This window comes from Desulfovibrio oxyclinae DSM 11498 (assembly GCF_000375485.1).
Lineage (GTDB): Bacteria > Desulfobacterota > Desulfovibrionia > Desulfovibrionales > Desulfovibrionaceae > Pseudodesulfovibrio > Pseudodesulfovibrio oxyclinae.
Genome location: NZ_AQXE01000001.1, coordinates 98,708 through 123,424 on the forward strand (window position 1 = coordinate 98,708; position 24,717 = coordinate 123,424).

Annotated in this window: 18 protein-coding genes and 1 tRNA gene; 13 read left to right on the plus strand and 6 right to left on the minus strand. The window is 60.6% G+C overall.

The window, feature by feature from the left end; genetic code table 11:
• The first annotated feature begins 6 nt into the window (after positions 1-6).
• The 6 genes from B149_RS0100510 (at position 7) to lepB (ending at position 4,648) form a co-directional block, all read left to right on the plus strand.
• Complete coding sequence (locus tag B149_RS0100510; protein ID WP_018123199.1) at positions 7-1,173, plus strand: pyridoxal phosphate-dependent aminotransferase; 1,167 nt, start codon at positions 7-9, stop codon at positions 1,171-1,173.
• 6 nt (positions 1,174-1,179) lie between these two features.
• Positions 1,180-2,193, plus strand: coding sequence for a glycosyltransferase family 2 protein (locus B149_RS0100515; RefSeq protein ID WP_018123200.1), 1,014 nt, complete (start codon positions 1,180-1,182; stop codon positions 2,191-2,193).
• Positions 2,194-2,262: 69 nt separating this feature from the next.
• Positions 2,263-2,583, plus strand: coding sequence for a YbjQ family protein (locus B149_RS0100520; protein ID WP_018123201.1), 321 nt, complete (start codon positions 2,263-2,265; stop codon positions 2,581-2,583).
• The gene (locus B149_RS16045) at positions 2,576-3,046 is read left to right on the plus strand and encodes a YbjQ family protein (protein WP_018123202.1); all 471 of its coding nucleotides are present in this window, start codon (positions 2,576-2,578) and stop codon (positions 3,044-3,046) included. Before B149_RS0100520 ends, B149_RS16045 begins: the two co-directional genes overlap by 8 nt.
• Positions 3,036-3,854 (plus strand): M48 family metallopeptidase, encoded by an 819-nt coding sequence (locus B149_RS0100530; RefSeq protein ID WP_018123203.1) that lies wholly within the window; start codon positions 3,036-3,038, stop codon positions 3,852-3,854. The genes B149_RS16045 and B149_RS0100530 overlap by 11 nt, the downstream gene beginning before the upstream one ends.
• Positions 3,851-4,648 carry a signal peptidase I gene (gene lepB, locus B149_RS17635; protein ID WP_156816700.1) on the plus strand — a complete coding sequence of 266 codons (798 nt, stop codon included), beginning with the start codon at positions 3,851-3,853 and terminating at the stop codon, positions 4,646-4,648. Before B149_RS0100530 ends, lepB begins: the two co-directional genes overlap by 4 nt.
• On the opposite strand, the gene B149_RS0100540 is transcribed toward lepB, so the two are convergent.
• Genes B149_RS0100540 through B149_RS0100555 form a run of 4 tightly spaced genes read right to left on the minus strand, consistent with a single transcriptional unit; the run spans position 4,636 to position 10,653 of the window.
• Positions 4,636-5,634 (minus strand): Ppx/GppA phosphatase family protein, encoded by a 999-nt coding sequence (locus B149_RS0100540; protein WP_156816701.1) that lies wholly within the window; start codon positions 5,632-5,634, stop codon positions 4,636-4,638. The genes lepB and B149_RS0100540 overlap by 13 nt on opposite strands.
• Before the next feature lie 36 nt (positions 5,635-5,670).
• Positions 5,671-6,738 carry an endolytic transglycosylase MltG gene (gene mltG / locus B149_RS0100545; protein WP_040372086.1) on the minus strand — a complete coding sequence of 356 codons (1,068 nt, stop codon included), beginning with the start codon at positions 6,736-6,738 and terminating at the stop codon, positions 5,671-5,673.
• Positions 6,717-7,127: a Holliday junction resolvase RuvX gene (gene ruvX, locus B149_RS0100550; protein WP_018123207.1), complete on the minus strand. Its 411-nt coding sequence runs from the start codon at positions 7,125-7,127 to the stop codon at positions 6,717-6,719. The genes mltG and ruvX overlap by 22 nt, the downstream gene beginning before the upstream one ends.
• Positions 7,128-7,131: 4 nt before the next feature.
• Positions 7,132-10,653 carry an FAD-binding and (Fe-S)-binding domain-containing protein gene (locus B149_RS0100555; RefSeq protein WP_018123208.1) on the minus strand — a complete coding sequence of 1,174 codons (3,522 nt, stop codon included), beginning with the start codon at positions 10,651-10,653 and terminating at the stop codon, positions 7,132-7,134.
• 389 nt (positions 10,654-11,042) lie between these two features.
• Here B149_RS0100555 and B149_RS0100560 point away from each other — a divergent pair, with 389 nt between their 5' ends.
• From B149_RS0100560 to B149_RS0100570, 3 genes are all read left to right on the plus strand, one after another.
• Positions 11,043-11,744, plus strand: a complete 702-nt coding sequence (locus tag B149_RS0100560; protein WP_018123209.1) for a sulfotransferase family 2 domain-containing protein — start codon at positions 11,043-11,045, stop codon at positions 11,742-11,744.
• A 259-nt stretch (positions 11,745-12,003) separates the two neighbouring features.
• Entirely contained in the window at positions 12,004-14,775 is a 2,772-nt protein-coding gene (locus B149_RS17640; RefSeq protein ID WP_018123210.1) for a PAS domain-containing hybrid sensor histidine kinase/response regulator, read from the plus strand.
• A 71-nt stretch (positions 14,776-14,846) separates the two neighbouring features.
• Positions 14,847-15,986 carry a pyridoxal-phosphate-dependent aminotransferase family protein gene (locus tag B149_RS0100570; RefSeq protein ID WP_018123211.1) on the plus strand — a complete coding sequence of 380 codons (1,140 nt, stop codon included), beginning with the start codon at positions 14,847-14,849 and terminating at the stop codon, positions 15,984-15,986.
• Here the strand turns inward: B149_RS0100570 and B149_RS0100575 are convergent.
• Complete coding sequence (locus tag B149_RS0100575; protein ID WP_018123212.1) at positions 15,983-17,956, minus strand: monovalent cation:proton antiporter family protein; 1,974 nt, start codon at positions 17,954-17,956, stop codon at positions 15,983-15,985. The two genes, B149_RS0100570 and B149_RS0100575, sit on opposite strands and share 4 nt — an antisense overlap.
• A gap of 191 nt (positions 17,957-18,147) precedes the next feature.
• Here B149_RS0100575 and selB point away from each other — a divergent pair, with 191 nt between their 5' ends.
• Both selB and B149_RS18180 read left to right on the plus strand, forming a co-directional pair.
• On the plus strand, positions 18,148-20,058 hold the full coding sequence (gene selB / locus B149_RS0100580) for a selenocysteine-specific translation elongation factor (protein ID WP_026167365.1): 1,911 nt from the start codon (positions 18,148-18,150) through the stop codon (positions 20,056-20,058).
• A gap of 41 nt (positions 20,059-20,099) precedes the next feature.
• Positions 20,100-20,870, plus strand: a complete 771-nt coding sequence (locus B149_RS18180) for a lipid-binding SYLF domain-containing protein (protein ID WP_026167366.1) — start codon at positions 20,100-20,102, stop codon at positions 20,868-20,870.
• Here the strand turns inward: B149_RS18180 and B149_RS0100590 are convergent.
• Positions 20,849-20,924: transfer RNA gene (locus B149_RS0100590), tRNA-His, on the minus strand. The genes B149_RS18180 and B149_RS0100590 overlap by 22 nt on opposite strands.
• 73 nt (positions 20,925-20,997) lie before the next feature.
• Between B149_RS0100590 and murA the strand changes: the two genes are divergently transcribed.
• Both murA and B149_RS16065 read left to right on the plus strand, forming a co-directional pair.
• On the plus strand, positions 20,998-22,254 hold the full coding sequence (murA, locus tag B149_RS0100595) for a UDP-N-acetylglucosamine 1-carboxyvinyltransferase (protein ID WP_018123214.1): 1,257 nt from the start codon (positions 20,998-21,000) through the stop codon (positions 22,252-22,254).
• Between the two features lie 14 nt (positions 22,255-22,268).
• A complete protein-coding gene (locus B149_RS16065) occupies positions 22,269-24,710 on the plus strand; it encodes a DNA internalization-related competence protein ComEC/Rec2 (RefSeq protein ID WP_018123215.1) in 2,442 nt (813 codons plus the stop codon).
• Positions 24,711-24,717 lie beyond the last annotated feature (7 nt).

Consider the following 24,717-nt stretch of genomic DNA (forward strand, 5'->3'; position numbering starts at 1 on the left):
AGAGTGATGCCCGTATCCGAGAGAATCGCGCAGATGAAGCCGTTCATGGTCATGGAAGTGCTCGAAAAGGCCCAGCGCATGGAGCGCGAAGGCGCCAGCGTCGTCCACCTTGAGATCGGCGAGCCGGACTTCGACACACCGGCGAGCATCAAACGGGCCGCCTGCGCCGCCCTCGACGACGGTCACACGCACTACACCCACAGCCTCGGCATCCGCGAACTGCGCGAAGCCATCTCCGACGATTACCGCCAGCGGTACGGCGTGGAGGTGGATCCGGGCCGCATCATCATCACGCAGGGCACATCGCCCGCCATGTTCGTACTCTTTTCCGCCATCCTCAGGCAGGGTCAGGAGGTCATCGCCTCGAATCCATGCTACGCCTGCTATCACAATTTCATCCGCTTCGCGGGCGGCGAGGTCAATCCGGTTCCTGTCACGGAGCAGGACGGTTGGCAGTATCGCGTGTCGGCAGTGCGGGAAGCGGTCAGCGACAGAACGCGGGCCCTGCTGATAAACTCTCCGGCAAATCCCACGGGGACGCTGCTTTCCTCTGAGCGTATGAAGGCTCTTGCCGAACTGGCCGATGAAAAGGGGCTGCATCTCGTCTCGGACGAAATTTACCATGGGCTGGTCTATGAGGGCCGCGAGCACTCGGTGCTGGAGTTCTCGGACGACGCCTTCGTATTCAACGGGTTCTCCAAGCTTTACGCCATGACCGGCTGGCGGCTGGGTTATCTCATCGCCCCGGAATCCTTCGTACGTCCGTTGCAGATCGCCTGTCAGAACTTCTTCATTTCCGCAAACTCCATGGCCCAGTGGGCGGGAGTGGCGGCTCTTCGCGAAGCGGGCGAAGACGTGGAACACATGAAGGCCGTTTACGATGACCGCCGCCGCTACATGCTTTCGCGGCTGGAAGGCATGGGCCTGTCCATCCCGAATCCGCCTACCGGCGCGTTCTATATCCTCGTTGATTTTCGCAAATACGCCGAACGGTTCGACGGCAGTTCCCTCAAGCTGGCCTACGACATACTCGAAAAGGCGGCCATTGGTGTGACCCCCGGCGTCGATTTCGGCCCCGGTGCGGAAGGATACATCCGTTTTTCCTACGCCAATTCGCTGGAGAACATCCGCGAAGGCATGGATCGTCTGGAACGCTACCTCAAGGAATTCTAGCCTCCCATGCCCAGAGTTTCGGTCACGCTGCCGTGCTATAACTGCGAGCCTACGCTGGCCCGCACGCTCGATTCCCTGCTGTCCCAGACGCTTGAGGATTTCGAGATTCTCGCCGTGGACGACGGTTCCACGGACGCAACCCGAACGATCCTCGACGAATACGCCCGACGTGATGAGCGCCTGCGGCCGATGTCCATTGAGCACGGCGGGGTTATCAAGGCAGCGAACACGGCCATTGCCAAAGCCCGCGCCCCATACATCGCACGCATGGACGCCGACGACGAGGCGCTTCCTGAGCGACTGGCGGCACAGGCCGCGCTGCTTGATTCGCGTCCGGATATCGGATTGGTCGGATGCCGCATCCGCTTCGGCGGTTGCCGGGAATCCTGCGCCGGGTATGCTCACTATGTGGACTGGACCAATACGCTGCTTGACCACGAGGCCATCAGTCTCAACCGTTTTGTGGAATTTCCGGTGCCGAACCCGTCCATCATGTACCGACGCGAATGTGTGGAACATCATGGGTCATACCGGGAAGGGGACTTCCCGGAGGATTACGACCTGCTGCTGCGTTGGTTGGAATCCGGCGTACGCGCCGCAAAGGTGGATGAGGAGCTGCTCGTCTGGAACGATCCGCCGGACCGCATCTCGCGAAATCATGAACGGTACGCGGTGGAGGCGTTTTACCGGGTGAAGAGCGGTTATCTCGCCCGCTGGCTGGAGCGACATAACCCGCGCCACCCGGAAGTGCACATCCTCGGTTCCGGGCGTACCACGCGCAAGCGTGCCGACATGCTTCTGGAACATGGCATCACCTTTGCCGCCTACTACGACGTGGATCCCAATAAGATCGGGCACGTGGTGCACGGCGTACCGGTGCGAAACCGCGACGACGTCCCCGCGGCGGGTGAAGGTTTTCTGCTTTCCTACGTGGGCAGCCGCGGCGCGCGTGAGGAGATCACCGCATTCCTCGGAGCGCGCGGACTCGTCATGGGACGCGACTGGCTGCCCGCTGCCTAGCCTTTGACAGCCCGTTGATCCCCCTGTAAGGACTTACGATATCCAATCAGTAATTATCTGGAGGAGCGCATGCTTCTGAGCAACGTGGAGACCATCCCCGGCAAGCGCATCGTGCGGCACCACGGCATGGTGACCGGCAGCACGGTGCGCGCCCGTTTTTTTCTTATAGACCTTTGGCAGTGGATCAAAGGCTTCTTTGGCGGTGAGCTGAAGGGCTACAGCAAGCTCATCGGCGACACCCGCCAACAGGCGCTCAAACGCATGGAGGAACAGGCCGAACGGCTCGGCGCCAACGCCGTGGTGAACGTGCGGTTTGCCACTTCCACCGTGTCATTGGGATCCTCGGAGCTGTATGTCTACGGCACTGCCGTGGAGGTTGTGGATGCTTGAGCATCTGCTTGATGAATATCTGCCGCTTCTGGTCATGCTGTTGGGCACGTTCCTGACCGGCATGATCATTGAGCGTCGCCATTACACTTCCATCCTGCGGCGTGAGCTGGCAACCGCCGGGATTCATCATCTCAATTCAGGGAAAAAGCTCGACCCCAAGGCTCGCATCAGCCAGTCCCGGCTTGTTTGCGGTGAAGCCGTCATTTCCGTGGAGTTCTTCCGCTGGTTCGTCGGGCTGCTGCACAGCCTGCTCGGCGGCACCATGCGCGAATACGAGACCGCGTTGGACCGCGCCCGCCGCGAGGCGGTGCTGCGCATGAAGGAGTCTGCCAAGGGGGCTTCGGCCATCGTGAACGTTCGGGTGGAACATACGCCCATCAGCTATGGCCTGAGCCGCTTCAGCGGGGTCGAGGCCATCGCGTGTGGCACCGCCATTTATCTGGAGGAAGACCGTGCGGGGTGAATACGGATTTTCCGACAATCCGAACGTCAGCAAAGGCTCGCCCCTGTTGGGCGCGCTCAAGGTCTTCGCTGCCGCAGCCGTGCTTGTGGGCACGCTGTATTTCTGCATCGGCATTGCTGTGGATGCTGTGGTTCCCTTGCTGCCTGATTCCACGGTGCAATCTATAAGCAAGCGTATGGATTGGATAAGGATTCCAAACGGTGGAAAAATGACTCCGGCTGAGCAGTCCATTCAAAGGCTCGCGGACAGGCTTGCCGAGGCCGATCCCGACGCGCCACGAATCCGGGTTCGGGTGGTGCCTTCCGACATGGTCAATGCTTTTGCCCTGCCAGACGGGACCGTGTTGTTGAACACCGGCCTGCTCGCGCGGCTGGAGTCGGAGAACGGGTTGGCTTTCATCCTCGGGCACGAGATGGCCCATATCCGCAACCGGGACGCCCTGCGCGGGCTGGGGCGGGCCATGGCCTATCAGATGGTGGCCGAGGCCGTGGGATTCGGCTCGGAGCAGGTCTTCAGCGACCCGGCTCAGCTTTCCGAGCTGGCCTTTTCGCGAGGTCAGGAGGAACGTGCCGATCGCGAGGGGATGGATACCGTCCAAAAGCTGTACGGCCATGTGGGCGGCTACGACGAGTTTTTCCGCATCATGCGGCGTGAGCGCACGCAAGAGGCGTGGGCAGAATATTTTTCCACGCATCCCCACGATGACCGGCGGATTCAGTTGATGCAGGAGCATTCGGATGACATGGGCTATGTCATGGGCTCCGAAACGCCGCTCATCCTCCCTCGCGATGGAGATGAATATCTGTGAGCCGCTCTGGAACAAAGCCCTGCCGCTGGTGGAAAGCGTTGATTCTGGGAATGATCCTGCCGGGACTGGGGCAGGTCTATACCGGCAGGAGCGCCTTCGGCTTCGGGGTCTGCGCAGCACAGATTCTGCCCGGCATGATCGGCTACAGCCTCATGGGAACGTTTGCGGGGCTCATCGCCGCCGTGAGCATGATGCTCGTCTACCACGCGGTCTTCGCGGCCGAGGCGGCTTTCAGGATCGTCCGTAACGGACCGCTCATTCCGCATCCCCGACGTGGCTGGGTTTATCCCGCTTTCATCGTCCTTTCCATCGGGCTGACCTATGCCATGTCGGCCCTGCCGCAGCAGTATGAGGCCTTTGTGGTGCCCACCCCTTCCATGGCGCCCGCCCTGCGACCGGGAGACCGGTTCATGGCGGAGCGGATTGCCCCCGAAGATCCGTTGCACCGCGGCGAAGTGGCAGTCTTCCTGCGGCCAGACGGCGTCTATTTCGTCAAACGCGTGGCGGCGGTTGCCGGGGATAGGGTGCGGGTCGAGCAAGGGATGGTCTACGTGAACGACGTTCCCGTGAATTCCGGACGCGAACCCAAGGGGGCAAAGATGCTTCACGGACCTTCGCAGCAGGGATTCGTGCTCGAAAAGGGACAGGTCTTCATGCTCGGCGACAATGCCGCGCGTTCATGGGATTCGCGGTATTTCGGGCCGGTGGACAGAGAGGATGTCCGCTATCGCGCCCTGTATCTCTACTGGGCGCAGGACGGACGCACGGGCAGGAAGCTCGGTCAGTTCCAGTAGGCCGGGGAAAGCAGCAGCCCTTCTGCCAGCGATACCTCAAGCACCTTCACTTCCTGGATGTCCAGCTCCTGCATGTACCCGAGCACAAGGATCAGATTGGACAGATCGGTGGGTGCGAATCCGCCGCCAAGCTCCCAGTCGGTCAGACCGAGCCGCAGGCCGATTGCCTTGCGCAGGTCTATTTGAGTGTAGGGATTCTTCGCCGCAATCTGTCCGAGCACGCTCAGTGAGTGAACCGGTCCGATTCCGACGACCAAGCATTCTTCATTACGAATGATTGCACGCATTTCCTTCGGCAGTTTGGCGGCCTTTTCGCGAGCCAGCCTGAGCGCCTGACGAAAATCCTTTTTGCTCATGGGGTTTGGCGTGTGCGATATTCTGTGCTGAATGTCGTAAATGATGTCGTTTTTGAAAGAAACCGAGGCCGTGCGATCCGTATGATAGTAGGTTCGCGCCTTGTGCCTGAGCGTGATCTGCGAAGTGCCGCCGCCGATATCCCAGACTACCAGCGGCCCTTGTGGGTTTCCGAGTTCGTTCAGTGCGGAGCGGACGCCGATGACCGCCTCTTCGCGCTCGTCGATCACCTGAGCAGGGATATCCGTCTGCTGTGAGAGTCGCTTGATGTACTCATGCCCGTTTTCTGCGTTGCGAAAGGCTTCTGTGGCAACCGCCGAGATCGATTCTGCGCCGAGGCTGCTGGCCTGTGTCTTGAGGAAACGGATGTGGTTTATTCCTTCAGCCATCATGGCAGGGGGGATGCGATTACCGGTCTGGGGGACGATGTTCTCCGCGAAGTCTGCCTTGATGTGCAGTCGCTTCACGATGCGTTTGATCACATGAGAGCCTTCGTCCACGTCCGCGATGACGCACTTGATGGATCCCGAACCGATATCGATGGCGGCCCGGCGCTCGAAGTCGGACCCGCCATGAAACCATAGCGTGGCCGCCGTGATGAGCACTGCTGCGATGATCAGAGTATAACGCATGCCGCAAACATAGCCCGAAGGCTCACGGAGGTGCAATTATTCTGCGCTTTTCGTTGAGCGGTACGTGTCTCTGTTTCGTCTGATCTGGTATTTGATGACGGCGTTGTTGTGTTCGCGCAGGGACTTGCTGAAGTAGTGCGACCCATCTCCCTTGGCCACGAAATACAGGAACCGGTGGTCCTCGGGGTGTACGGCGGCCTTGAGCGAATCCAGCCCCGGCGAGCAGATGGGGCCGGGCGGCAGGCCGGGATGCACGTATGTGTTGTACGGATTGTTCCGGTCCTTCAGGTGCTTTTTGCGGATGTTGCCGTCAAAGGCGGGGCCAAGGCCATAGATGATGGTGGGATCGGCCTGTATCAGCATGCGCCGCTTCAGTCGGTTGGCGAAGACTCCGGCGATGCGCTCTCGTTCGGTCACGTCGCCGGTTTCCTTTTCCACCAGCGAGGCCAAGACCACGAACTTTTTCAGATTCTTCCATTCCGGAAGTCCGTCAGGCCAGACCTTTTCCGCCTCGGCGAAGAACTGTCTGAGCATGGTGCGAACCATGTACCGCCCCTTGTTCTCTTCGGGCGGGGTCAACAGGTAGGTCTCCGGAAAGAGAAAGCCCTCGGCGGTTTCGGCCTTGATGCCGAATTCTTTGAGCAACTCTGAATCCTGCGCGGCAGCGGCGAATTCCTCTTGGGTACAGACACCGGATTCGGCGACGACCTCGGCAGTCTGCCACCAGGTGAGTCCCTCGCGCACCGAGACCTTGACCATGATGCCCGGGGTGGTGGTCAGCACTTCCAGCACCCGGTCGGGGCGCCAGCCGGTATTCAGACGGAACTTTCCTGCCCGCACCTCGTTGACTGTGCCCTTTTCGCGGGCAAGGGCCCAGAAGCGGTTCACGTCGGTGATGATGTTGTCCGAACGCAGGTCGCGGGCGACCACGAGGAAGGGGGAGCCTTTTTCCACCGTGAAGACCACTTCGTGCCCCGGTGTTTCGGGCGGCACGGTGCGGAACTGGTGGTCCAGCCAGGCCATGATCCAGAAATAGCCGGACGCGCCAAGTGCGGCGATTCCGGCCAGAAGGAAGAGTAATGCTAGATTGCGCTTTCGAGCCATGTGCGAAGGATGACGGTTGCGGCCTGCTGGTCGAGTGCCATTTTTTTCTTCTTGCGTTTCAGACCCGCGCTGCGCAGTTCCTGTTCGGCTTCCGCCGAGGAGAGCCGTTCATCCACGAGGTGGATCGGCTGTTCGATGCGCCGCGAGAGGCTGTCGGCAAAGTTCCGGGCCTGCCGGGTGGTCAGGGTGTCCTCTCCGTCGAGGGAAAGGGGAAGGCCGACCACCACGGTTTCAACAGACTCCTTTTGTATGATTTCCAGCAGTTCGTCAAAGAGTGCGTCGCGGGTGGTGCGCTCGATGGTTTTGTACGGCGAGGCCAGCAAGCCGGTGGGGTCGCTCAGTGCGAGCCCCACCCGCTTGAGGCCGAAGTCTATGGCAAGAACGCGCAAGAATTTATGCTCCCCTGCGTTCCACGCGGTTCATGATCTGTTTGAGTTCGCGCTTCCACTTGGGGCCGCCCACGCAGCGCGCAAGATATTCCACGGTGTGCAGCACCGGGTTGCCCTGACGGTTTTCGGCAAGGCAGCGGCTGATGCCCACTTTGCAGGAGGGACAGCCGACCACGATGGGCAGGCTCTTGTTGCTGCCCGCGTCCTCGCGCAACTGACCCTTCTTGCGTTCGCGAATCCGATTGTAGATGGCGGGGCTGGAGAGCGCGCCAAGACCGGATTCACCGCAGCAGCCGGGGGACAACACGGTCCGCGCGCCGGTCAGTTCTTCCAACGCGGAGCGGTACATCTCGGGAGCGTTGGCCTTGGGCACGTCCACCCATTCGGCATGGCAGGCCGCGTGGTAGATGGCATCCCCTTCACAGTTGACGCCTTCCAGCCGTTCGGAGAGGAACTGTACCGCGTCCATGTGACGCATGGGCTCCACCAGATCGCCGGAGAAATCGTGGCTTTCAAGCGATTCGCGGCAGGTGCCGCAGGCCGTGAGCAGGGTGGTGGCCTTGAGACCGGCCTTGCCCGTGGCCACGAGCAGGTCCAGCATGGCCTTGCCGTTGCGGTGGCGGTTGGTTTTGTAGGCTTCCTCGCAGCCGCTGGCGAGCAGCGGATACCCGCAGCACATGTGCTTGTCGGGCAGCACCACGTTCACGCCCGCCTTGAGCAGCAGGTAGACGGTGGCCATGCCGATGTCGTGTGAGAACAGCGCCGCGCCGCAGCCCGGGAAGTAGAGCACGGTGTCGTCGCGCTTTGCACCCGGCGCCTTGAGCACGAACCCCTTGTCCAACTCCAGCGTCTCGAAGATGTTGCGGAAGTCCATGTGCGGCGTGGGAGACGCGAAGGCCGGGTTCTTGAACCGTCTGCGCCAGTGTGCCGGAAGCAGCCCCACGGCCTTGCTCTGCATGGTTTGTCCCAGCGAAAGCGCCTTGGCAACTTTGGGCAGCCTGCGGGCCGGTTCGTCCGCGATGCGCTCCAGCACGATCTTTTTGACCGGGTGTCCGCTGCGTCCCTTGTAGTCGAGGAACGCGCGCATGCGCAGGGCGGCTCCGGCCGAGTCGATCTTGACCGGACAGACGGCCTGACATTTGCCGCAGGCCGTGCAGTGCTCCATGAGTTCGCGCAGCTTGTCGAGCAGGTGCGGTGCGGGCTGGCCCGTCTGAATCTGGTCGTAGTAGATGGCCTCGATGAGCGCGCCGAGTCCGATGTTCTTGTTGCGCGGATGGTGCATGAGTCCGCTCTGGGGATGGAACATGGGGCAGACCTGCTTGCACTTTCCGCAGCGGGTGCAGGTCTGGATGTCCTTGAGCAGGTTCATGAGGTCTTCCTTGTCCTTCAGCGCGGTCATGTCCAGGTCCTGGATGAGGCGGTTGAAGGAGAAGGTGAACGGTTCACTGGGCAGCTCGCGGCGCGTCAGCTTGCCGGGGTTGAAGATGTTCCGCGGGTCCACCTGATGTTTGTAGGCCGCCAGCGCTCGAATCTTCTCATCGTCGAGATAGTCGATCTTGGTGATGCCGATGCCGTGTTCGCCCGAAACCACGCCGTCCAGTTCGAGGACTTTCTCGAATACCTGTCCTGCGGCTCGGTGCGCTTCCCGGAGCATCTCCGGGTCGTTGGAGTTCACGGGCAGGTTGACGTGGCAGTTGCCGTCGCCGGCGTGCATGTGGTTGGCGATGATCACCCGCTTGGCCTGCAGCTCGTCCCACAGGGCCTTGATGTCGTTGTCCAGCTTGGGATAGCGGTCGCGCAGCTTGGCGAACAGGTACCGGCACTGGGATTCCTGCTCCTGATCGGAAATGTCCGCGAAGGTGATGTCGCCGCGCATGATGGCCTTGCCGCGCTCCAGACCTTCGTCGAGGTCGGGGTCGTTCTGGTCCACGCCGGGCAGGTCGCGCACCCTGTAGAGCGTGCGACGGTAAATGCGGCCAAGATATTCGAGGTTCAGGTTCTCGAGGAAGTCCGAGAAGTCGGGAATGACTTCCAGCGGAATGACGATGTCCTCGTTGATCTTAAAGCCCGAAGTGCGGCGCGAGATTGCCGAGAGCTTGTGGCGGTCTTCCCAGAAGAGCTCGCCTTCCTTGGCGTCGCGTGCGGCGAAGATGTCCACGCCGTCGTAATTGTCGGCAAGCGAGACCACGGTCTCCACGGCCTGATCCAGCGCGTCCTCGTGGTCCGAGTCGAGCTGCATGATGATGACCGAGATGGGTTCGCCCTCATATTTGGAGGTCTTGGGCTTGTACTCGATGGCCTGCACGTACTTGGTGCCGAACTCCTCCAATGCCGAGATCTTCACCAGATCGCCCTCGTCGCGAATGGTGTCGCGAAGGCCAACCACGTCCTTGATGACGTACATGGCGTTTCGCATGGAGCGTCCGTAGAATTCGAGGCAGAGTACCCGAGAATGCTTCGGCCTCGGGTGGCAGATGAGGGTGGCTTCGGTGAAGATGCCGTCCACGCCTTCTTTCTGCACGCCCGGCAGCCCGCCAAGATATTTGTTGGAGACGTCCTTGCCGAGACCGGGGGAGCGGATGTCGCGGCCGCTCAGGGTCACGGTGTCCACGTGCTTGCCGGATTCGTCGTATACGTCGAAGGTGGCGCTGCCATCCTCGAAAACCTTGTGGCGCGGGTGATCCCGGCGGACCACCGTGATGATCTCGCCCTTGGGCGTCACCATGCGGTAGCTCAGGATGTTGTCGATGGTGGTGCCGTATTCGAATGCGAAGGGGCCGCCCGCGTTTTCCGAGAGGTTGCCGCCGATGCTCGAACCGGCCTTGGAGGCGGGGTCCACGGTGAGCAGCAGATCCTGTTCCGCAGCCGCCTTGATGGCGGTGAGGGTGATCACGCCGGTTTCGACGGAGATGGTCCGTTCTTCGGGGTTCACGTCCAGAACCTTTTTGAAGCGGGCCAGCGAGAGCACCACGCTCCTGTTGGCGGTGGGGATGGCCCCGCCGGTCAACCCGGTGCCGCCGCCGCGCGGAATGACGGAGAAGCCCATTTCGTCGGCGAGCTTCACGATGCGCCTGATCTGCTCTTCGGTTTCCGGGTAGAGCACGAGCATGGGCAGTTCCATGCGCAGGTCGGTGGCGTCGGTACAGGACTGCACGAGATGCAGCGGATCGTCGCCGATGCCGTTGCGGTCCATGAATCCGCGCAGCCGCTGGACGAGTTCGCCCCTGAAGGCGGTGTCCGCGTCGAAGGAGCGCCAGAATTCACGGATGCCCGCGGACAGTATCTTGGGGTATTCTCCGGACATGAGGGGGCGCGACATGTTCAGCCGGCGCTCTACGCTCTTGCGGACCAGCTCCGGGTCCACGAAGGGATTATAGCGAACCATGAAGAGCTCGGCAGCCAGTTCCGAAGCCAGCTTGCGGACGGACTCGGGCCATTCGGCAACCTGTTCCATGTCCACCATGCCGAAAACGCGGCTGAAGAGCTGTTCATCCGATATGGAAATATGAGGGCCTGTGTGTGCCATGTATGATTCAACCTTTTCCTTGCGCGAAACGGCGCGGTTGAGTGACGGTCGAAGAAGAGAGGAACTATAGGCACCGGAACGCTTGTTGGCAACCCCCGGACATCCGCAAAACCCCGGTGGGCCGCGCTTTTCGATGGGAAAAAGCCCCTTGTGCGCTCCCGGTTTCGCATGTCGCTTTGCAGTTGGGCGGCAGTGCGCGAAACGCGGTTTTGTCTTGTTCGTGTTGCGCAAAACGCAGCAAGGCTAGTGAAGATGGGTCAAAACGGCTTTTGCATCATGTTGGAGTTGGTCGTGCGCTTTTCTTTGACAACCTTCCAGAAATTATCCAAAAGTCGGAAGCGTCAGCATTTGGCGAACAATCCGGTAATCCCGATGAAGCGAAAGGAAAAATGACCGCATTCACGAAAGACATCATCTTCTTTCACGTCCCGAAGGCGGCGGGGACATCCTTTTACAGTCGTCTTGCCGCGAGCGTCGGCGGCAGGCCGGTGCTCTTTCGCCACATCGAAGAGGGTGCATTCAAAAAGGAGCTGGCAGATGCCCGGCCCAAAGTCTGGAGCGCACACCCCAGCGGTGATTTTGGACGCTGGCAGCGTCTTTTGAAAGAGCGGCCCGAGGCCTCGAAGGTGACGTTTCTCCGCGAGCCGGTTGACCGTTACGTCTCGGAGTACTGCTTTCGCGAAGGGGAATACCGTTCGATGGAGATTGATCTGGCGGATACGCTTGCGCTTGACCCGCTTCACCATCTGATGGTGGACAATCTACAAACCAAGATTCTCGCCTCCATGGGTGGGCCGAGGGACTATTCCAAACCTGCCACGCAGGCGGATCTCGACACCGCCAAGGGCAATTTGATCAGACACGTTCTCTTTGGGCTGCTGGAACACTATGAGGAATCCTGCCATCGCATTGCGGAACGCCTCCAACTGAACCTGACTGAGGACGCCAGAGTGATGAATGTCAACGCAAAACGGCAAAGGCTCGATGCGTTGCCTGCCGAACTCGTGGAGCGCATCGAACTGCACAATCTCTACGACCTCGACCTCTACGACTTCGCCCTCACGCTCTTTCTGGGGCGTCGCGGACGCTGATCCCTCACCTTCTCGGCTGCTTTGGTGAAATCCCCAAGGTTGTTCGCTTTACAATTATCGTATTTTATAATTGGTTTGGATGGTTTAATGGGTAACCTCTGAGCGAAGTCCCGTAGCGTTTTGGCGCGATTCGGGCAGGTGTGAGGCGGACGCTCGTCCCGGCTTGAATCATCAAAAAAGTCTGGAAGGAAAGGACGGCTGGTCGAGCAATAGCGGAGGGTGGCCCGTTTCTGGGATGCTAACAAGGGAGTCATGGCTGATGTTGATATACGTCCTTTCCGGGGCAGTCGTTCTGAGCCTGATTGCCCTTATGGTCTGCAGGATTTTGCGCAGCAGAAGCATTGCCGAGGCAAAGCGCAACGAAAAGCGTTATCGCGAGCTCTTCGACAACCTCATTTCAGCATTCGCCCTGCATGAAATCATATTCAATGAAGATGGCGTGCCGGTTGACTACCGTTTTCTGGATGCAAATCCGTTCTTCGAGAAACTAACGGGCCTTTCCCGCAATGAGATCGTGGGAAAAACCGTGCTTGAGGTGCTTCCTGCGACGGAACCGGAGTGGATTCAGCGGTACGCGCATGTGGCGCAAACCGGAGAAGTCGAAAACTTCGTCGCGTATTCTCAGCAGTTCGACCGCTATTTCGAAGTGCACGCCTATTCTCCCGAGAGCGGGAAGTTTGCGACGGTCTTTCTGGATATTACCGAACGCATCAGAACCCAGCAGGCATTGGCGGAAAGCGAGAAAATGTATCGGGAACTGGTGGAGTCGGTGCAGGACGGCATTACTCTCGCCGACGATAAAGGCTGCATCGTTTACGTGAATCCCGCCCTTGCCAACATGCTGGAAGGTACGCCGCAGGAGATTCAGGGATGTCAGTACACTGATTTCATCGAGGAGCGAAGCAAGGAAGTCTTCGAGCAGAATCAACGCTACCACAGGCAGAATCGCCGGACGCATTATGAGGTCTCTGCCCGGTCGCTCAAGGGCAATCCGCGCAATCTGGTCACGTCGGGCTGCGGAAGATTTGATGAAAACGGTCGATTCATAGGCAGCATGGGCGTGGTTCGTGACCTGACCCAGTATCGGGAGATGAGGCGACAGACCCGTGAAATGGAAGCTCGTTACATGGCGATGTTCCAGCATATGAGTAGCGGTGTGGCGGTATATGAATCCGATGGGCAGGGTGATTTCATTATCAATGACTTCAATCCCGCAGCTGAAAGAATAACGCATGTGAAAGCAAAGGACGTGGAGGGACGCAGACTGACCGAAGTCTTTCCGAATATGCGGCAAACGCCGTTCTTTGAGGCGTTGGTCGAAGTTGATCGCACTGGGGAAGCGCGATATCTGCCTCCGTTTTACTATAGTGACGACATTCGCAAGGGATGGCGCGAAAATTATATTTACAAGCTCGACAATGGCGAGACCGTGGCCATTTTCGATGACGTGACCGAGCGCATTGAGGCCATGCGCAGCCTCGCCCAGAGCGAGGAGCGACTCTCGCTGGCATTGGATGCGGTTTCGGACGGCCTTTGGGACTGGGGAATCGCCAGCGGCGAGTTGTATTTCAGCAACCGGTACTACACCATGCTCGGATACGAGCCCGGCGAGTTTCCTGCGAGTTTTGATTCCTGGAAGAGCCTTCTGCATCCTGACGACGCAGGCAAGGCCATAGCCGAGGTGGACCGGCACCTGAGCGAAGGGATGCCTTTCAGCATTGAGTTCAGGGCGCGAACCAAGGACGGCGGCTGGAAGTGGATTCTGGGTCGCGGGCGCGTTGTGGAGACCGATGAAGAGGGGCGACCAACGCGTATGATCGGCACGCACATCGACATCGACTCCCGCAAGAAGGTGGAAGCGGAGCTGGTGCAGGCCAAGGAGATGGCCGAGGCCGCCAATCAGAGCAAATCCGAGTTCCTCGCCAACATGAGCCATGAGATTCGCACGCCGATCAACGGCATCATGGGTATGCTTCAACTGCTGGGAACGACGGATATCGACGAAGAGCAGCAGGAGTACGTGCGAATCGCCCTCGATTCCAGCCGAAGCCTGACGGATCTGCTCAGCGATATTCTGGACCTCTCCATGGCCGAGGCCGGGCGCATGACTCTGCGCGAGGAAAACTTTGACATCAACCACATCCTCGACAGCGTTGGAAAGGTCTTCAGCCATGCCGCGGAAGACAAGGGGCTCGCATTTGACGTGAAAGTTGACCGGGATGTTCCCGCTTTTCTGCTTGGTGACCCGGTTCGCCTGCGCCAGGTGGTCTTCAATCTTGTGGGCAATGCCATCAAGTTTACCACGGCCGGAAGTGTGGAAGTGTCCGTTTCCCTGTTGCGGCGGGAAGGAGACCAGGTCCGGCTGGAGCTGTGTGTCGAGGATACCGGAATAGGTATCCCGAAAGACAAGCAGCGGTACATTTTCGAAAGTTTCACGCAGGTGGAATCGTCGTTCTCCCGTCCATATCAGGGGGCCGGGCTGGGCCTTCAGATCGTCAAGCGCATCGTTGACCTCATGGATGGAAGAATCGAATTGGAAAGCTCGCCCGGCAATGGCGCATCGTTTTGCGTGGAGGTCAATATGCGGGTGTCGGCGGCGCCCGTGTCGTCATCCCTTGAAAGCGACCGTTCATTCCCCCGCATCGGGCGTGACGCCAGTGTGCTCGTGGTCGAGGATGAGCGGGTGAACCGGTTGAGCATCTGCAGGCTGCTCGAAAAGGAAGGGTTCAGAGTGACCACGGCCGCCAACGGGCGTGAAGCACTGGATGCATTGGAGAAATCCCGGTTCGACCTGATCCTTATGGATGTGCAGATGCCCGTGATGGACGGCGTGGAGACAACTCGCATCATCCGTAACGAAGAACGTTTCGCGTGGGCCGCGAAGACGCCCATCGTCGCGCTCACTGCGCACGCCATGAAAGGGGACAAGGCCCGGTTTTTGGAAGCGGGCATGGACGGCTATCTGTCAAAACCCGTCGAAATGTCGGCGCTTATGGATGAGATTTCCCGCTTTGCCGGGGGCGAAGAATAGCGCGAACTCTGGACTTCCATGGCTGGCGGATGTAGATTGCCGCCTTTCGTAAACCAACGGTGGGAGTTGCCATGATTGCCGACGATTTTGCCGCCCTGAAGCTTTTCATCACGGGACCGACGTATATCCGCCCCGAAATTCGCGAAGCCGCGTCCCTGCCCGAGTTCGGGCATCGCGACAAGGAAAACGACAAGCGCTCCGGCCCCATCTTCGACGGCCTGGCCCGTCTGGCCCAACTCCCGGAAGGATACCGGACATTTCTGATAAACGGCTCCGGCTCCACCTGCATGGAAGCCTCCATCCGTTCCCTCGTGGCGGACGACGAGACCGTCCTCAACGTCACCGTGGGCGCCTTTGGCGACCTGTATTACAACATCGCGCTGGCCAACGGCAAAAATGCCGTGAAGCTGGCTTTCGAGCCCGGACGCGCCGTGAACGCCGAAAAGCTCGCCGCTGCCATCGAAGAGCACGGGGCCTCCGTGGTCACGCTCACCCACAACGAGACCAGCACCGGGGTCGAGAACGATATCGTGACCCTGTGCAACGTGGTTCGCGACAAGGGCGCCATGCCGCTGGTGGACGGTGTCTCCATCTTCGGCGGGGCCGACCTGAGGCTTGCCGAGGCCCGTCCGGCAATTTACTGCACCGCTACGCAAAAATCCCTCGCGCTTCCGGCCGGTTTCGGCATCGGCTTCGTAAGCCCCGAGGCAGCCGAGAAGGCCGCCACCATCACCAACAAGGGGCACTCCACGGACATCCTCAAGCAGCTCGACAAGGCCGCCGTCGGACAGGCCCTGACTACTCCCAATACCGCACTGCTCAATCAAATGGCTGTGCAGCTCGACTACATCGTCAACACCGAAGGCGTGCAGGAACGATTCGCCCGTCACGCAAAAATGCGTGAGATGACCCATTCCTTCGTGGAAGGGCTGGACGGATTCGACCTGTTCGCGCAGGAAGGGTTTCGTTCGCCCACGCTGACCACGGTGCGCTGTCCGCGTCACGTCACGGCTGACAAGCTCAAGTCTGTTCTCAAGGAGCACATGCGTGAACGCGGCTATCTCTTCGACCCCGGCTACGGCAAGCTCAATGCCCGGCTGGAGGAAGAAGGGCGGGCCGTCATGTTCCGCATCGGTCACATGGGCGACATCACTCCCGAAATGCTCTCGGAATATCTTGAGGTGTTGGGTCGGCAGTTGGTCGCGCTCTAAGGCTTGGCCTTCTCGGTGCCGTAGAGTTCGCCGAATTTGCGGAACTCTGCCTGCCTGCCGATGATGGCGATCATGTCGCCGGTGAGCAGTTTCTCGTCTGGGTCGGGGTTGGTCACCAGCCCCTCGATGCGCATGATGGCCACCACGCTTGCTCCGGTGCGCTTGCGGATTTCCGCTTCTTCGATGGTTTTGCCCACGAGGGGCGAGTCTATGGGGATATCCACCCAGAACAATTCCAGAATGCTGCCGCCGTGCCTCACGATGCGGCCGAAGTCCTCGCTGGTGCAGTCTTCACGCAGCGGTTCGTAGAGGTCGCGGTGGACACGTTCCGTGAAGTTGTTGATCTCCGAAGTGGGCACGTCGAGTCGTGACAGGGTCTGCCTGACGAACTCAAGCCCGGCCTCGAAGCTGGGCTGCACCACCACGTTGACTCCCATGCTGGAAAGATCGCGCAGGTTCGAGGCGTCCTCGGCGCGGGCTATGAGCGCCACGTCCGGGGCCATGCGGCGAACCATCTGTGCCTGCGTCCGCGAGACCATGTGCGCCGGGGTGGTGATGAGCACCACGCTGGCCCGGTCGAGATGCATGGCTTCCAGCACCACGTCGATGGTGGCATCTCCGTAAATGACCGGATGGCCGTCCTTCTTCAGCCGCTCCACGCGCCGGAAGTTGTTCTCCGCCACAAGGTACGGCTTGCCGAACCGCCTGAGAATCTCCGCGGCCGCACGCCCGATGGTGCCGCCGCCTATGATGGCGACGTGTCCGTTGAGCCGCGCCTTCTGGATGTTGATGCTTTCATAGGGCGGGGCGGACGTGAAGCGCTTGCGCAGGCTGTAGAGCGGGGCCGCCAGACGCGATGCAAGCGGCGTCAGGATCATGCTGACCACGGCGGAGGCCATGAACAGGGCGAAATCCGCCTGACTGAGCGCGCCGCCGGAGAGCCCGGCACGGGCCAGCAGGAAGGACAGCTCGCCCACCTGCCACATGGTCAGCGCCGTGGCCAGCGGCACGATGTTCCGGTAGCCAAATGCCCGCGTCACGCCAAAGAATATCAGTCCCTTGCCGAGGAAAAGCAGCAGGGTGATCAGGGCGATCTTGCCGGGATTGGACAGGATGACGGCCGGGTCCAGCAACATGCCCGCGGAGGCGAAAAAGAGCAGCCCGAAGATGTCCCGCAGGGGCAGGATGTTGCTCATTACCTGATGCGCGTAGTCGGATTCGCTCAGGAGCAGGCCCGCCATGAATGCGCCGAGGGCGAAGGACAGCCCCGCCAGATGCGTGGCGTAACCGATGCCGAGTCCGATGGCGCAGGTGGAGAGCAGGAACATTTCTCGGGAATTCCAGCGCGCGATGCGGTGCATGAGCCACGGGATGGCGGTACGACCGAGGAAGATCATGACCGTCAGGAAGGCTGCAGATTTGATGACCGCCCAGCCGAGCCGGGAGAGGCCCGCGCCGAGGTCCCCTATTTCCGGCAGAATGATGATCAGCGGCACCAGTGCGAAATCCTGCACGATGAGCATGCCGATCATCACCTTGCTGGAGAGTGTTCCCAGAACACGCTGATTTTCCATGGTCTTGAGCGCCACCATGGTGCTGGAAAGCGAGAAGAACGCCCCGAGCCACATGCAGGCGTTGGTGGACAGGCCGAAAAGCTTGCCCACGCCGAAGCCGAAAATCGCCGTGAGGATGATCTGTATCGGTCCGCCAACCAGGGATACGAGCCGCACGGGTTTGAGTTCGCTCAGCGAAAATTCGATGCCGAGCACGAACAGCAGCAGGGCCACGCCGATTTCCGCCAGCAGCTCGATCTCGTGCGCGTTGCCCACGGTAATGCCGCCGGTGTTCGGTCCCACGATGAGACCGGCGATGATGTATCCGATGATCAGGGGCTGCCGCAGTTTCTTGGCGGCGAAGGCGCATATCAGTGAGGCGAGGATGATTATGATGAGATCTGCTGCGATGCCCATGGGGCTTCTCCGTGGTCGGTTCGGTTTTCGGGTCCGGGTCTTCGGGTGACGATAGCGGGCTTTTTGCTTCGAGTGAAGGAAAACACGGGAAAGACCTTTTGCGCACTCTTCTTGAGATTGCGGCCCTTTTGCTCTACCATGCGCGTTCACTGCGACAATTGGAATTTCATACAAGCGTTCAAGGGGATAAAATGCCTGTAGTGATGGGTACCGCCGGTCATATCGACCACGGCAAGACCACGCTGGTGAAGGCCCTGACCGGTATCGACTGCGATCGCCTCTCCGAAGAGAAGAAGCGGGGCATCACCATCGAGCTGGGATTTGCCTTTCTCGACTTCGAAGATGACTCGCGTCTGTCTGTTGTAGACGTTCCCGGGCACGAGCGGTTCGTCAAGAACATGGTCGCCGGTGCCGCCGGCATCGACTTCGTGCTGCTGGTCATCGCCGCGGACGAGGGGATCATGCCGCAGACGCGGGAGCATCTGGAAATCTGCTCCCTGCTCGGTATCGACACCGGCATGGTGGCCCTGACCAAGACCGACATGGTGGACGAGGAATGGCTTGAGATGGTTCAGGAGGAAGTGGCCTCCTATCTTGAACCCACCTTCCTCGGCGGCACGCCGATCATCCCTGTTTCCGCCCACACCGGACAGGGCGTCCCTGAACTCAGGGCCGAGCTGAAGAAGCTCATGGACCGCTTCGCGCCCAGACGCCGTTCCGACCTGGCGCGGCTGCCCGTGGACCGCACCTTTACCATGAAGGGCTACGGGACCGTGGTCACCGGAACGCTCATCTCCGGCAATTTCAAGGTCGGCGATGACGTGGTCCTGTATCCGGACGAGACCCCGGCGCGCATCAGAACGCTCCAGTCTCACGGACAGGGCGTGGAGGTGGCCCCGGCCGGACGCCGCACCGCAGTGAACCTTCAGGGCCTCGAAGTGCAGGATGTCTCGCGCGGCGAGATTCTCGCTCGCCCCGGCACCATGTTTCCTTCGGAGGTCTGGGATATCGAGTTGACCATGCTGGAGTCCTCCCCGCGGGCGCTCAAGCATCGCAAGGAAGTGCATTTCCACCACGGCTCGCGCGAGATCATGGCCCGGATCTATCTCAATGACCGGGACAAACTGGCTCCGGGCGAAACCGCGGTCTGTCAGGTCCGCTTCACCCAGCCGCTGGCCTCGGTCTACGGCGACCGTATTGTGCTGCGGTCCTTCTCGCCGCTGCGGACCATCGCGGGCGGACGCGTTCTCAGCCCGGTCGGACACAAGGTGAAGCGGTTTTCCGACGCACAGAAGAAGCTGGAAGGACTCACCGCCGAATCACCCGAGGAAGTCATCGCGGCGCAGCTGGACCTTGCCGGACCGCAGGGACGCAGCTTTGCGGAGCTATTGACCATGACCGACCTTGAGAGCAAGGCCCTGGAAAAGACCCTCAACGGCATGGCCGGAAAGCAGCTGGCGCTCATGTTCGACAAGGACGAGCGTCGCTACGCATACGGGCCGCTGGTTTCGGAGCTGATGGAAGGGCTTGTGGCGTGGCTGGGCGAGTTCCATAGGAAGCAGTCCATGAAGCCCGGTGTTCAGCGGGGGGAGCTGGCCTCCACGTGGGGCCGCAAGCTGCCCGCCAAGCTGCTGCATCTGGTGCTGGAGCGGCTCATGAAAAAGGGCGACGTGGTCGGTGATCAGGAAATTTTGCGGCTGAAGGATCATAAGGTGTCCCTTGCTTCGGACACCGCCAAGGTACGCGAGCTCATCCTTGGCGCTTACGAGAAGGGCGGCATCCGGCCTCCCAATCTCAAGGACGTGCTGGAACCGACCAAGATGGACTTCAAGCAGGCCGCTCCGGTCTTCCGGCATCTGCAGGACGAGGGCAAGCTGGTCAAGATCAAAGAGGAGATGTACTACCACGCCCCGGCGCTGGAGGACATCCGCAACCGCATCATCAGATTTTTCGACGACAATGATGAAATGGATGCACAGGACTTCAAGGGCATTACCGACCTTTCGCGCAAGTACGCCATCCCCGTGCTCGAACATTTCGACAAGCAACGCCTCACCGTGCGTGTCGGGGACGTGCGCAAGCTGCGCAAGTCAGGCGTCTAAAGCCGCTTGACAGGCCGAACCGTGCCAATTAGGGCAAGATCATGAGACGTGTCATTATCCGTGCTTCGCTTGTCCTGACCTGTATGGTTCTTGTTGCATCCCTCGGCCTGAGCGGATGCGCGGCCCACAAGCCGCCAAAGGATCATACCGAATCCGTTGCGTCACTGGACGCCAAGGCTGCTCGCACGCTTGAGCGGTTTCTCGATAAAGATCCGCAGCACCGCTTGCGCGATTATCTGCGTACGGCGCACGCTGTTTTCGTCATCCCTACATACGGCAAGGCTGCCTTCATCTTCTCGATCCGTGGCGGGTCCGGGGCGCTCGCGGTGCGTGATGAGCATGGCAAATGGCAGGGACCGGTTTTTTACAGCATAGGCGCACCGGGAGTGGGAATGCAGGCGGGCGTCAGGTTGCAGTCCGTTGTGTTTGCCTTCCGCACGCCAGAATCTCTGGAAAATTTCATGGAACACGGCACCATCGGCGGCGCGTCTTTTGCCGTCGAGTTTCTGGATGCAGGGTTTCAGGACAATGCGAAGTGGGACGACCCTGATCCCGAGATGCTTGTCGTTACTGAACTTTCGGGTCTTTACGCCGGTGCAGGCGTGGAGGCCGGTGTGCTGAACGCTCGGCCCGAGCTCAACGCCGCCCTCTGGGGCGACGGGGTTGATGCGAGGCAGATTCTTGAAGGAAAGGCCGGAAAGCGGGAGACCGCATTCATGCGCCTGCTGGAAGGGCTTTCGAAGCCGGAGATGAAAAAAGGCGAAACCGAAGTTTCGCCTAAATATTCCAGTGGGGTGAGTGAAGGGACTTGAACCCTCGGCCACCTGGGCCACAACCAGGTGCTCTACCAACTGAGCTACACCCACCGCATGAGGGCCGTAGAACTATACGACTCCCTCGTCGTGGTCAAGCGTAGAATTTAAAAAAAGGAAAATTTTCATGGATAAACTCATCGTACAGGGGGGCGGCGGTCCCCTGAAGGGCAACATCCGCGTCAGCGGCGCCAAGAATGCCGCGCTCCCCATCCTCATGGCCTGCCTGCTGGCCGAGGGCAAGGTGGAACTGGAGAACGTGCCCCGGCTGCGCGACATCCATACCTCCCTCAAGCTGCTGGATATCCTCGGCTGTGAAACCACCTTCGACGGCAACAGCGTCACCTCCGAGGCCACGAACCTCGTCCCCGAAGCGCCTTATGAGCTGGTCAAAACCATGCGCGCCTCGGTGCTGTGCCTCGGGCCGCTGCTGGCGAGACTCTGCGAGGCCCGGGTCGCCCTGCCGGGCGGCTGTGCCATCGGTGCGCGTCCGGTGGACCTGCACCTCAAGGGCATGGAGCGCATGGGGGCTGAGTTCGAACTTACCGAAGGCTATATCAAAGGATATTGCAAGGGTCGCCTGAAGGGCGCGCACATCACCTTCGATTTTCCAACAGTCGGCGGCACCGAGAATCTGCTCATGGCCGCCAGCCTCGCGGAAGGGGAGACCATCCTCGAAAACGCGGCGCGTGAACCGGAAGTGTCTGACCTGGCCAATTTTCTGAACGCCATGGGCGCAAAGATCAGCGGCCATGGCACCAGCGTCATCCGTGTGGAAGGCGTCGAGAAGCTCACCGGGTGCAGCTACAAAGTCATGCCGGACCGCATCGAAGCCGGGACCTACATGTGCGCTGCCGTCATGACGGACGGGGAATTGCTCATTGAGGATTGCCCCTACCATGAACTGGACGCGGTGGCCTACAAGCTGCGCGAAATGGGCGCATGGCTGGAGGAACGCGACGGCGGCGTGCTCGTACGCCGTGACGGACCGCTCGTGGGAACCGACATCACCACGCAGCCGTACCCGGGCTTCCCCACCGACATGCAGGCCCAGCTCATGTCTGTTATGTGTGTGGCAGAAGGTGCTGGTTCCATTGAAGAAAAGATTTTCGAAAACCGTTTTATGCACGTGCAGGAACTCGCCCGGCTCGGCGCGGACATCCGGCTCAATGGCCGTACCGCCATGATTCGCGGCGGAAAGCCTCTGCGCGGAGCACCGGTTATGGCTTCCGACCTTCGCGCCAGCGCGTCCCTTGTGCTTGCCGGGCTTGTCGCAGAAGGCAAGACCGAAATATCTCGCATTTATCACCTTGATCGCGGCTACGAGAACATCGAAGCCAAGCTTTCCGGAGTGGGCGCCAACATCTGGCGCGAAAAGGAATAGCGTGGAGCGGGGAGGTGGTTCCCGGCATTGAAAGTTCCCGCGTGCCGGGCCTTCTCCCGTGGCAGATATGCCTGCTGGCCTACGCCCTCGGCGCTCTTGCGGTTGAGTCGTGGGTCGCGCCGGTGGTCGCGCTCTGCCTGCTTCTGACCGTGGACGCCATCCTGAGACGGCGACGTATTCATCCGGCGGTTCCGGCGCTTTGCGCCGCCGCCGGATTTCTTTATGCCGGTGCCGTCCTTCCTCAGTCGCCGCCGGTTCCATCATGGGTGCAGCCGGGCGAGAAGGTTGTGGTGCACGGCACGGTGGAGTCGGTAAGGACCAAGCCGGACATGCGTTTGCAGATGGTGCTCTCCGATCTTTCCGTAGAGGATGACGATTTTCATCGATCGCTTCAGGGGAAGATGGTCTGGACGTGGAAGTACCCTCGTCGCATCCCCGAACCGGAGCAGGCGGTGTCGGTTCCGGTCAACCTCAGGCCGCTGGCCGGGTTCGCCAATCCGGGACTCTGGAATTACGAGGCATACTGGCAGCGAGAGGGCGTTTTCTGGCGCGGCTGGAGCATCGGCAAAGCCGATATCCGCTGGGGGCCGCCGCCGGATGGGACGCTCTGGAGTCTGCGGACGGCATTGCATGATTCGGTTGTCAGCGCCTTGCCGAAAGGGCAGGGCGGTGCCGTTGTCCTGAACCTGCTCACGGGCGACCGAACGCACATCATGCCCGAAACGCTCGATGCGGTGCGGTCCGCCGGGCTTGCGCATATCCTTGCGCTTTCCGGACTGCATGTGGGCTATGTCGCCCTCTTCGGCCTGTTGTTGGCCCATTTTACCGGGTTCGTCAGGCCCGGGTTCTATCTTTCCATGCCGCGTCCGAAGATGGCGGTGCTGCTGGCCATGCCGTTTGTCGCGCTCTACTGGTGGCTGGGCCAGCCTTCGGCCTCGCTCACGCGTGCTTCACTGATGTTCTTCTGCTGGGGTTTTCTGCTGCTCGCAGGTCGTGGCCGCGCGCTTGTTGACGGTCTGTTCGCGGCGCTGGCCATAATCATTCTGTTGGACCCCCTTGCGGTCTTCGACACCGGCCTGCGCATGTCGGCATGCGCCGTGGCCGGGATCGCCTTTCTTTTCCCCGTGCTTCGTCGCTGGATAGCCGTTCGCGGGCGTGGTTTTCTTCGACGGTCGCTGGATGCCGCGGCTGCGCTGTTGTGCATCGGAATAGCCGCCAACATTGCGCTGTTGCCGGTTGTGGCGCACGGGTTCGGCACGGTGGCGCCTGATCTTCTGTTGAACCTTGTCTGGGTGCCGGTGGTCGGTTTCGTGGTCATGCCGCTGGGTATGGCGGGAATGCTCGCGGGAGCCTTGAGCAACCTTTATGCTCCGTTTGCGGAGTTCGGCAATGCGCTTGTGCTGGCCGCCTCGCATGTGATGGATGTGCTGCTTGACGTGTTGCACTGGTATCGTGACGCCGGTCTTGCTCCCATGGGGGCGGTGTTGCGTCCCCTGTGGCCGGAAATGCTGGGCTTCGCGGTGCTGCTGGCCGCTGCGTTGGCTCAGAGGAGGCAGCTTGCTGTGGCCGCGCTCGGAACGCTGCTGCTCTTCATCCCGCACATTCAGGTGATGGTGCAGGATATGCACAGCGTACGGCTGGACATGATCGACGTCGGGCAGGGGCAGGCCGTGCTGATTTCCACGCCCGGCGGACACCGGGTACTGGTGGACGGAGGCGGCGTCGGCGGTCGGACCTTCGACATCGGTCGCGCCATTGTCGGGCCGTATGTGGCGCACGGCAGGCCGCCGCGACTGGATGCCGTCGTTATGTCCCACGCGGATCATGATCACATGGGCGGGCTGGCGTGGATCGTCGAACGCTTCGAGGTCGGGCGGTTCATCGGCAATGGGGAAACTCCTGACGGCATTTCCGGGGGACGCATCGTGGCCGCGCTCAAGGAAAGAGGCATCCCCGAGCAGAGGCTGACATACGGTGACGTGTTCAATGCAGGAGAAGTCGCCTTCAGGATGCTGGGACCCGCAGCTGATACCGAAGGGTGGAACAGCAACGAGCGGTCCCTTGTCCTGCGTGTCGAATGGCTAAACCAGCCGCTGGCCCTGTTGCCGGGGGATGCCGAGCGGCGATCCCTTCAGTCCTTGGCGGAGAGTCCCGTGCCGTGCGACGCGGAGGTGCTTGTCGTGCCGCATCATGGGAGCGCGGGCAGCGTGCATCCCGAGGCCCTGGATGCGGTGGATCCCGAACTGGCGCTCGTCTCCTGCGGAAAGTACAACCGCTATGGGTTTCCAAAGCCTGAAGTGCTGGAGGAGTTCGAACGGATTAAAGCACGCGTGGTCCGCACAGACGTCCACGGAGCAGTGCGGGTGCGATGGTTGGAACCGTATAGTCCGCAGGAAACGGATACGGCTCGGCGTGGAACCTTTCCCAAGTCCGGGTCGGTTGTCACAGAGCCCTGAATGGGGT

Coding starts and splice junctions, on each gene's coding strand:
- B149_RS0100510 (WP_018123199.1), top strand. CDS start 7: ATGCCCGTATCCGAGAGAATCGCGCAGATGAAGCCGTTCATGGTCATG.
- B149_RS0100515 (WP_018123200.1), top strand. CDS start 1,180: ATGCCCAGAGTTTCGGTCACGCTGCCGTGCTATAACTGCGAGCCTACG.
- B149_RS0100520 (WP_018123201.1), top strand. CDS start 2,263: ATGCTTCTGAGCAACGTGGAGACCATCCCCGGCAAGCGCATCGTGCGG.
- B149_RS16045 (WP_018123202.1), top strand. CDS start 2,576: ATGCTTGAGCATCTGCTTGATGAATATCTGCCGCTTCTGGTCATGCTG.
- B149_RS0100540 (WP_156816701.1), bottom strand. CDS start 5,634: ATGCGTTATACTCTGATCATCGCAGCAGTGCTCATCACGGCGGCCACG.
- mltG (WP_040372086.1), bottom strand. CDS start 6,738: ATGGCTCGAAAGCGCAATCTAGCATTACTCTTCCTTCTGGCCGGAATC.
- B149_RS0100555 (WP_018123208.1), bottom strand. CDS start 10,653: ATGGCACACACAGGCCCTCATATTTCCATATCGGATGAACAGCTCTTC.
- B149_RS0100560 (WP_018123209.1), top strand. CDS start 11,043: ATGACCGCATTCACGAAAGACATCATCTTCTTTCACGTCCCGAAGGCG.
- B149_RS17640 (WP_018123210.1), top strand. CDS start 12,004: ATGTTGATATACGTCCTTTCCGGGGCAGTCGTTCTGAGCCTGATTGCC.
- B149_RS0100570 (WP_018123211.1), top strand. CDS start 14,847: ATGATTGCCGACGATTTTGCCGCCCTGAAGCTTTTCATCACGGGACCG.
- B149_RS0100575 (WP_018123212.1), bottom strand. CDS start 17,956: ATGGGCATCGCAGCAGATCTCATCATAATCATCCTCGCCTCACTGATA.
- selB (WP_026167365.1), top strand. CDS start 18,148: ATGCCTGTAGTGATGGGTACCGCCGGTCATATCGACCACGGCAAGACC.
- B149_RS18180 (WP_026167366.1), top strand. CDS start 20,100: ATGAGACGTGTCATTATCCGTGCTTCGCTTGTCCTGACCTGTATGGTT.
- murA (WP_018123214.1), top strand. CDS start 20,998: ATGGATAAACTCATCGTACAGGGGGGCGGCGGTCCCCTGAAGGGCAAC.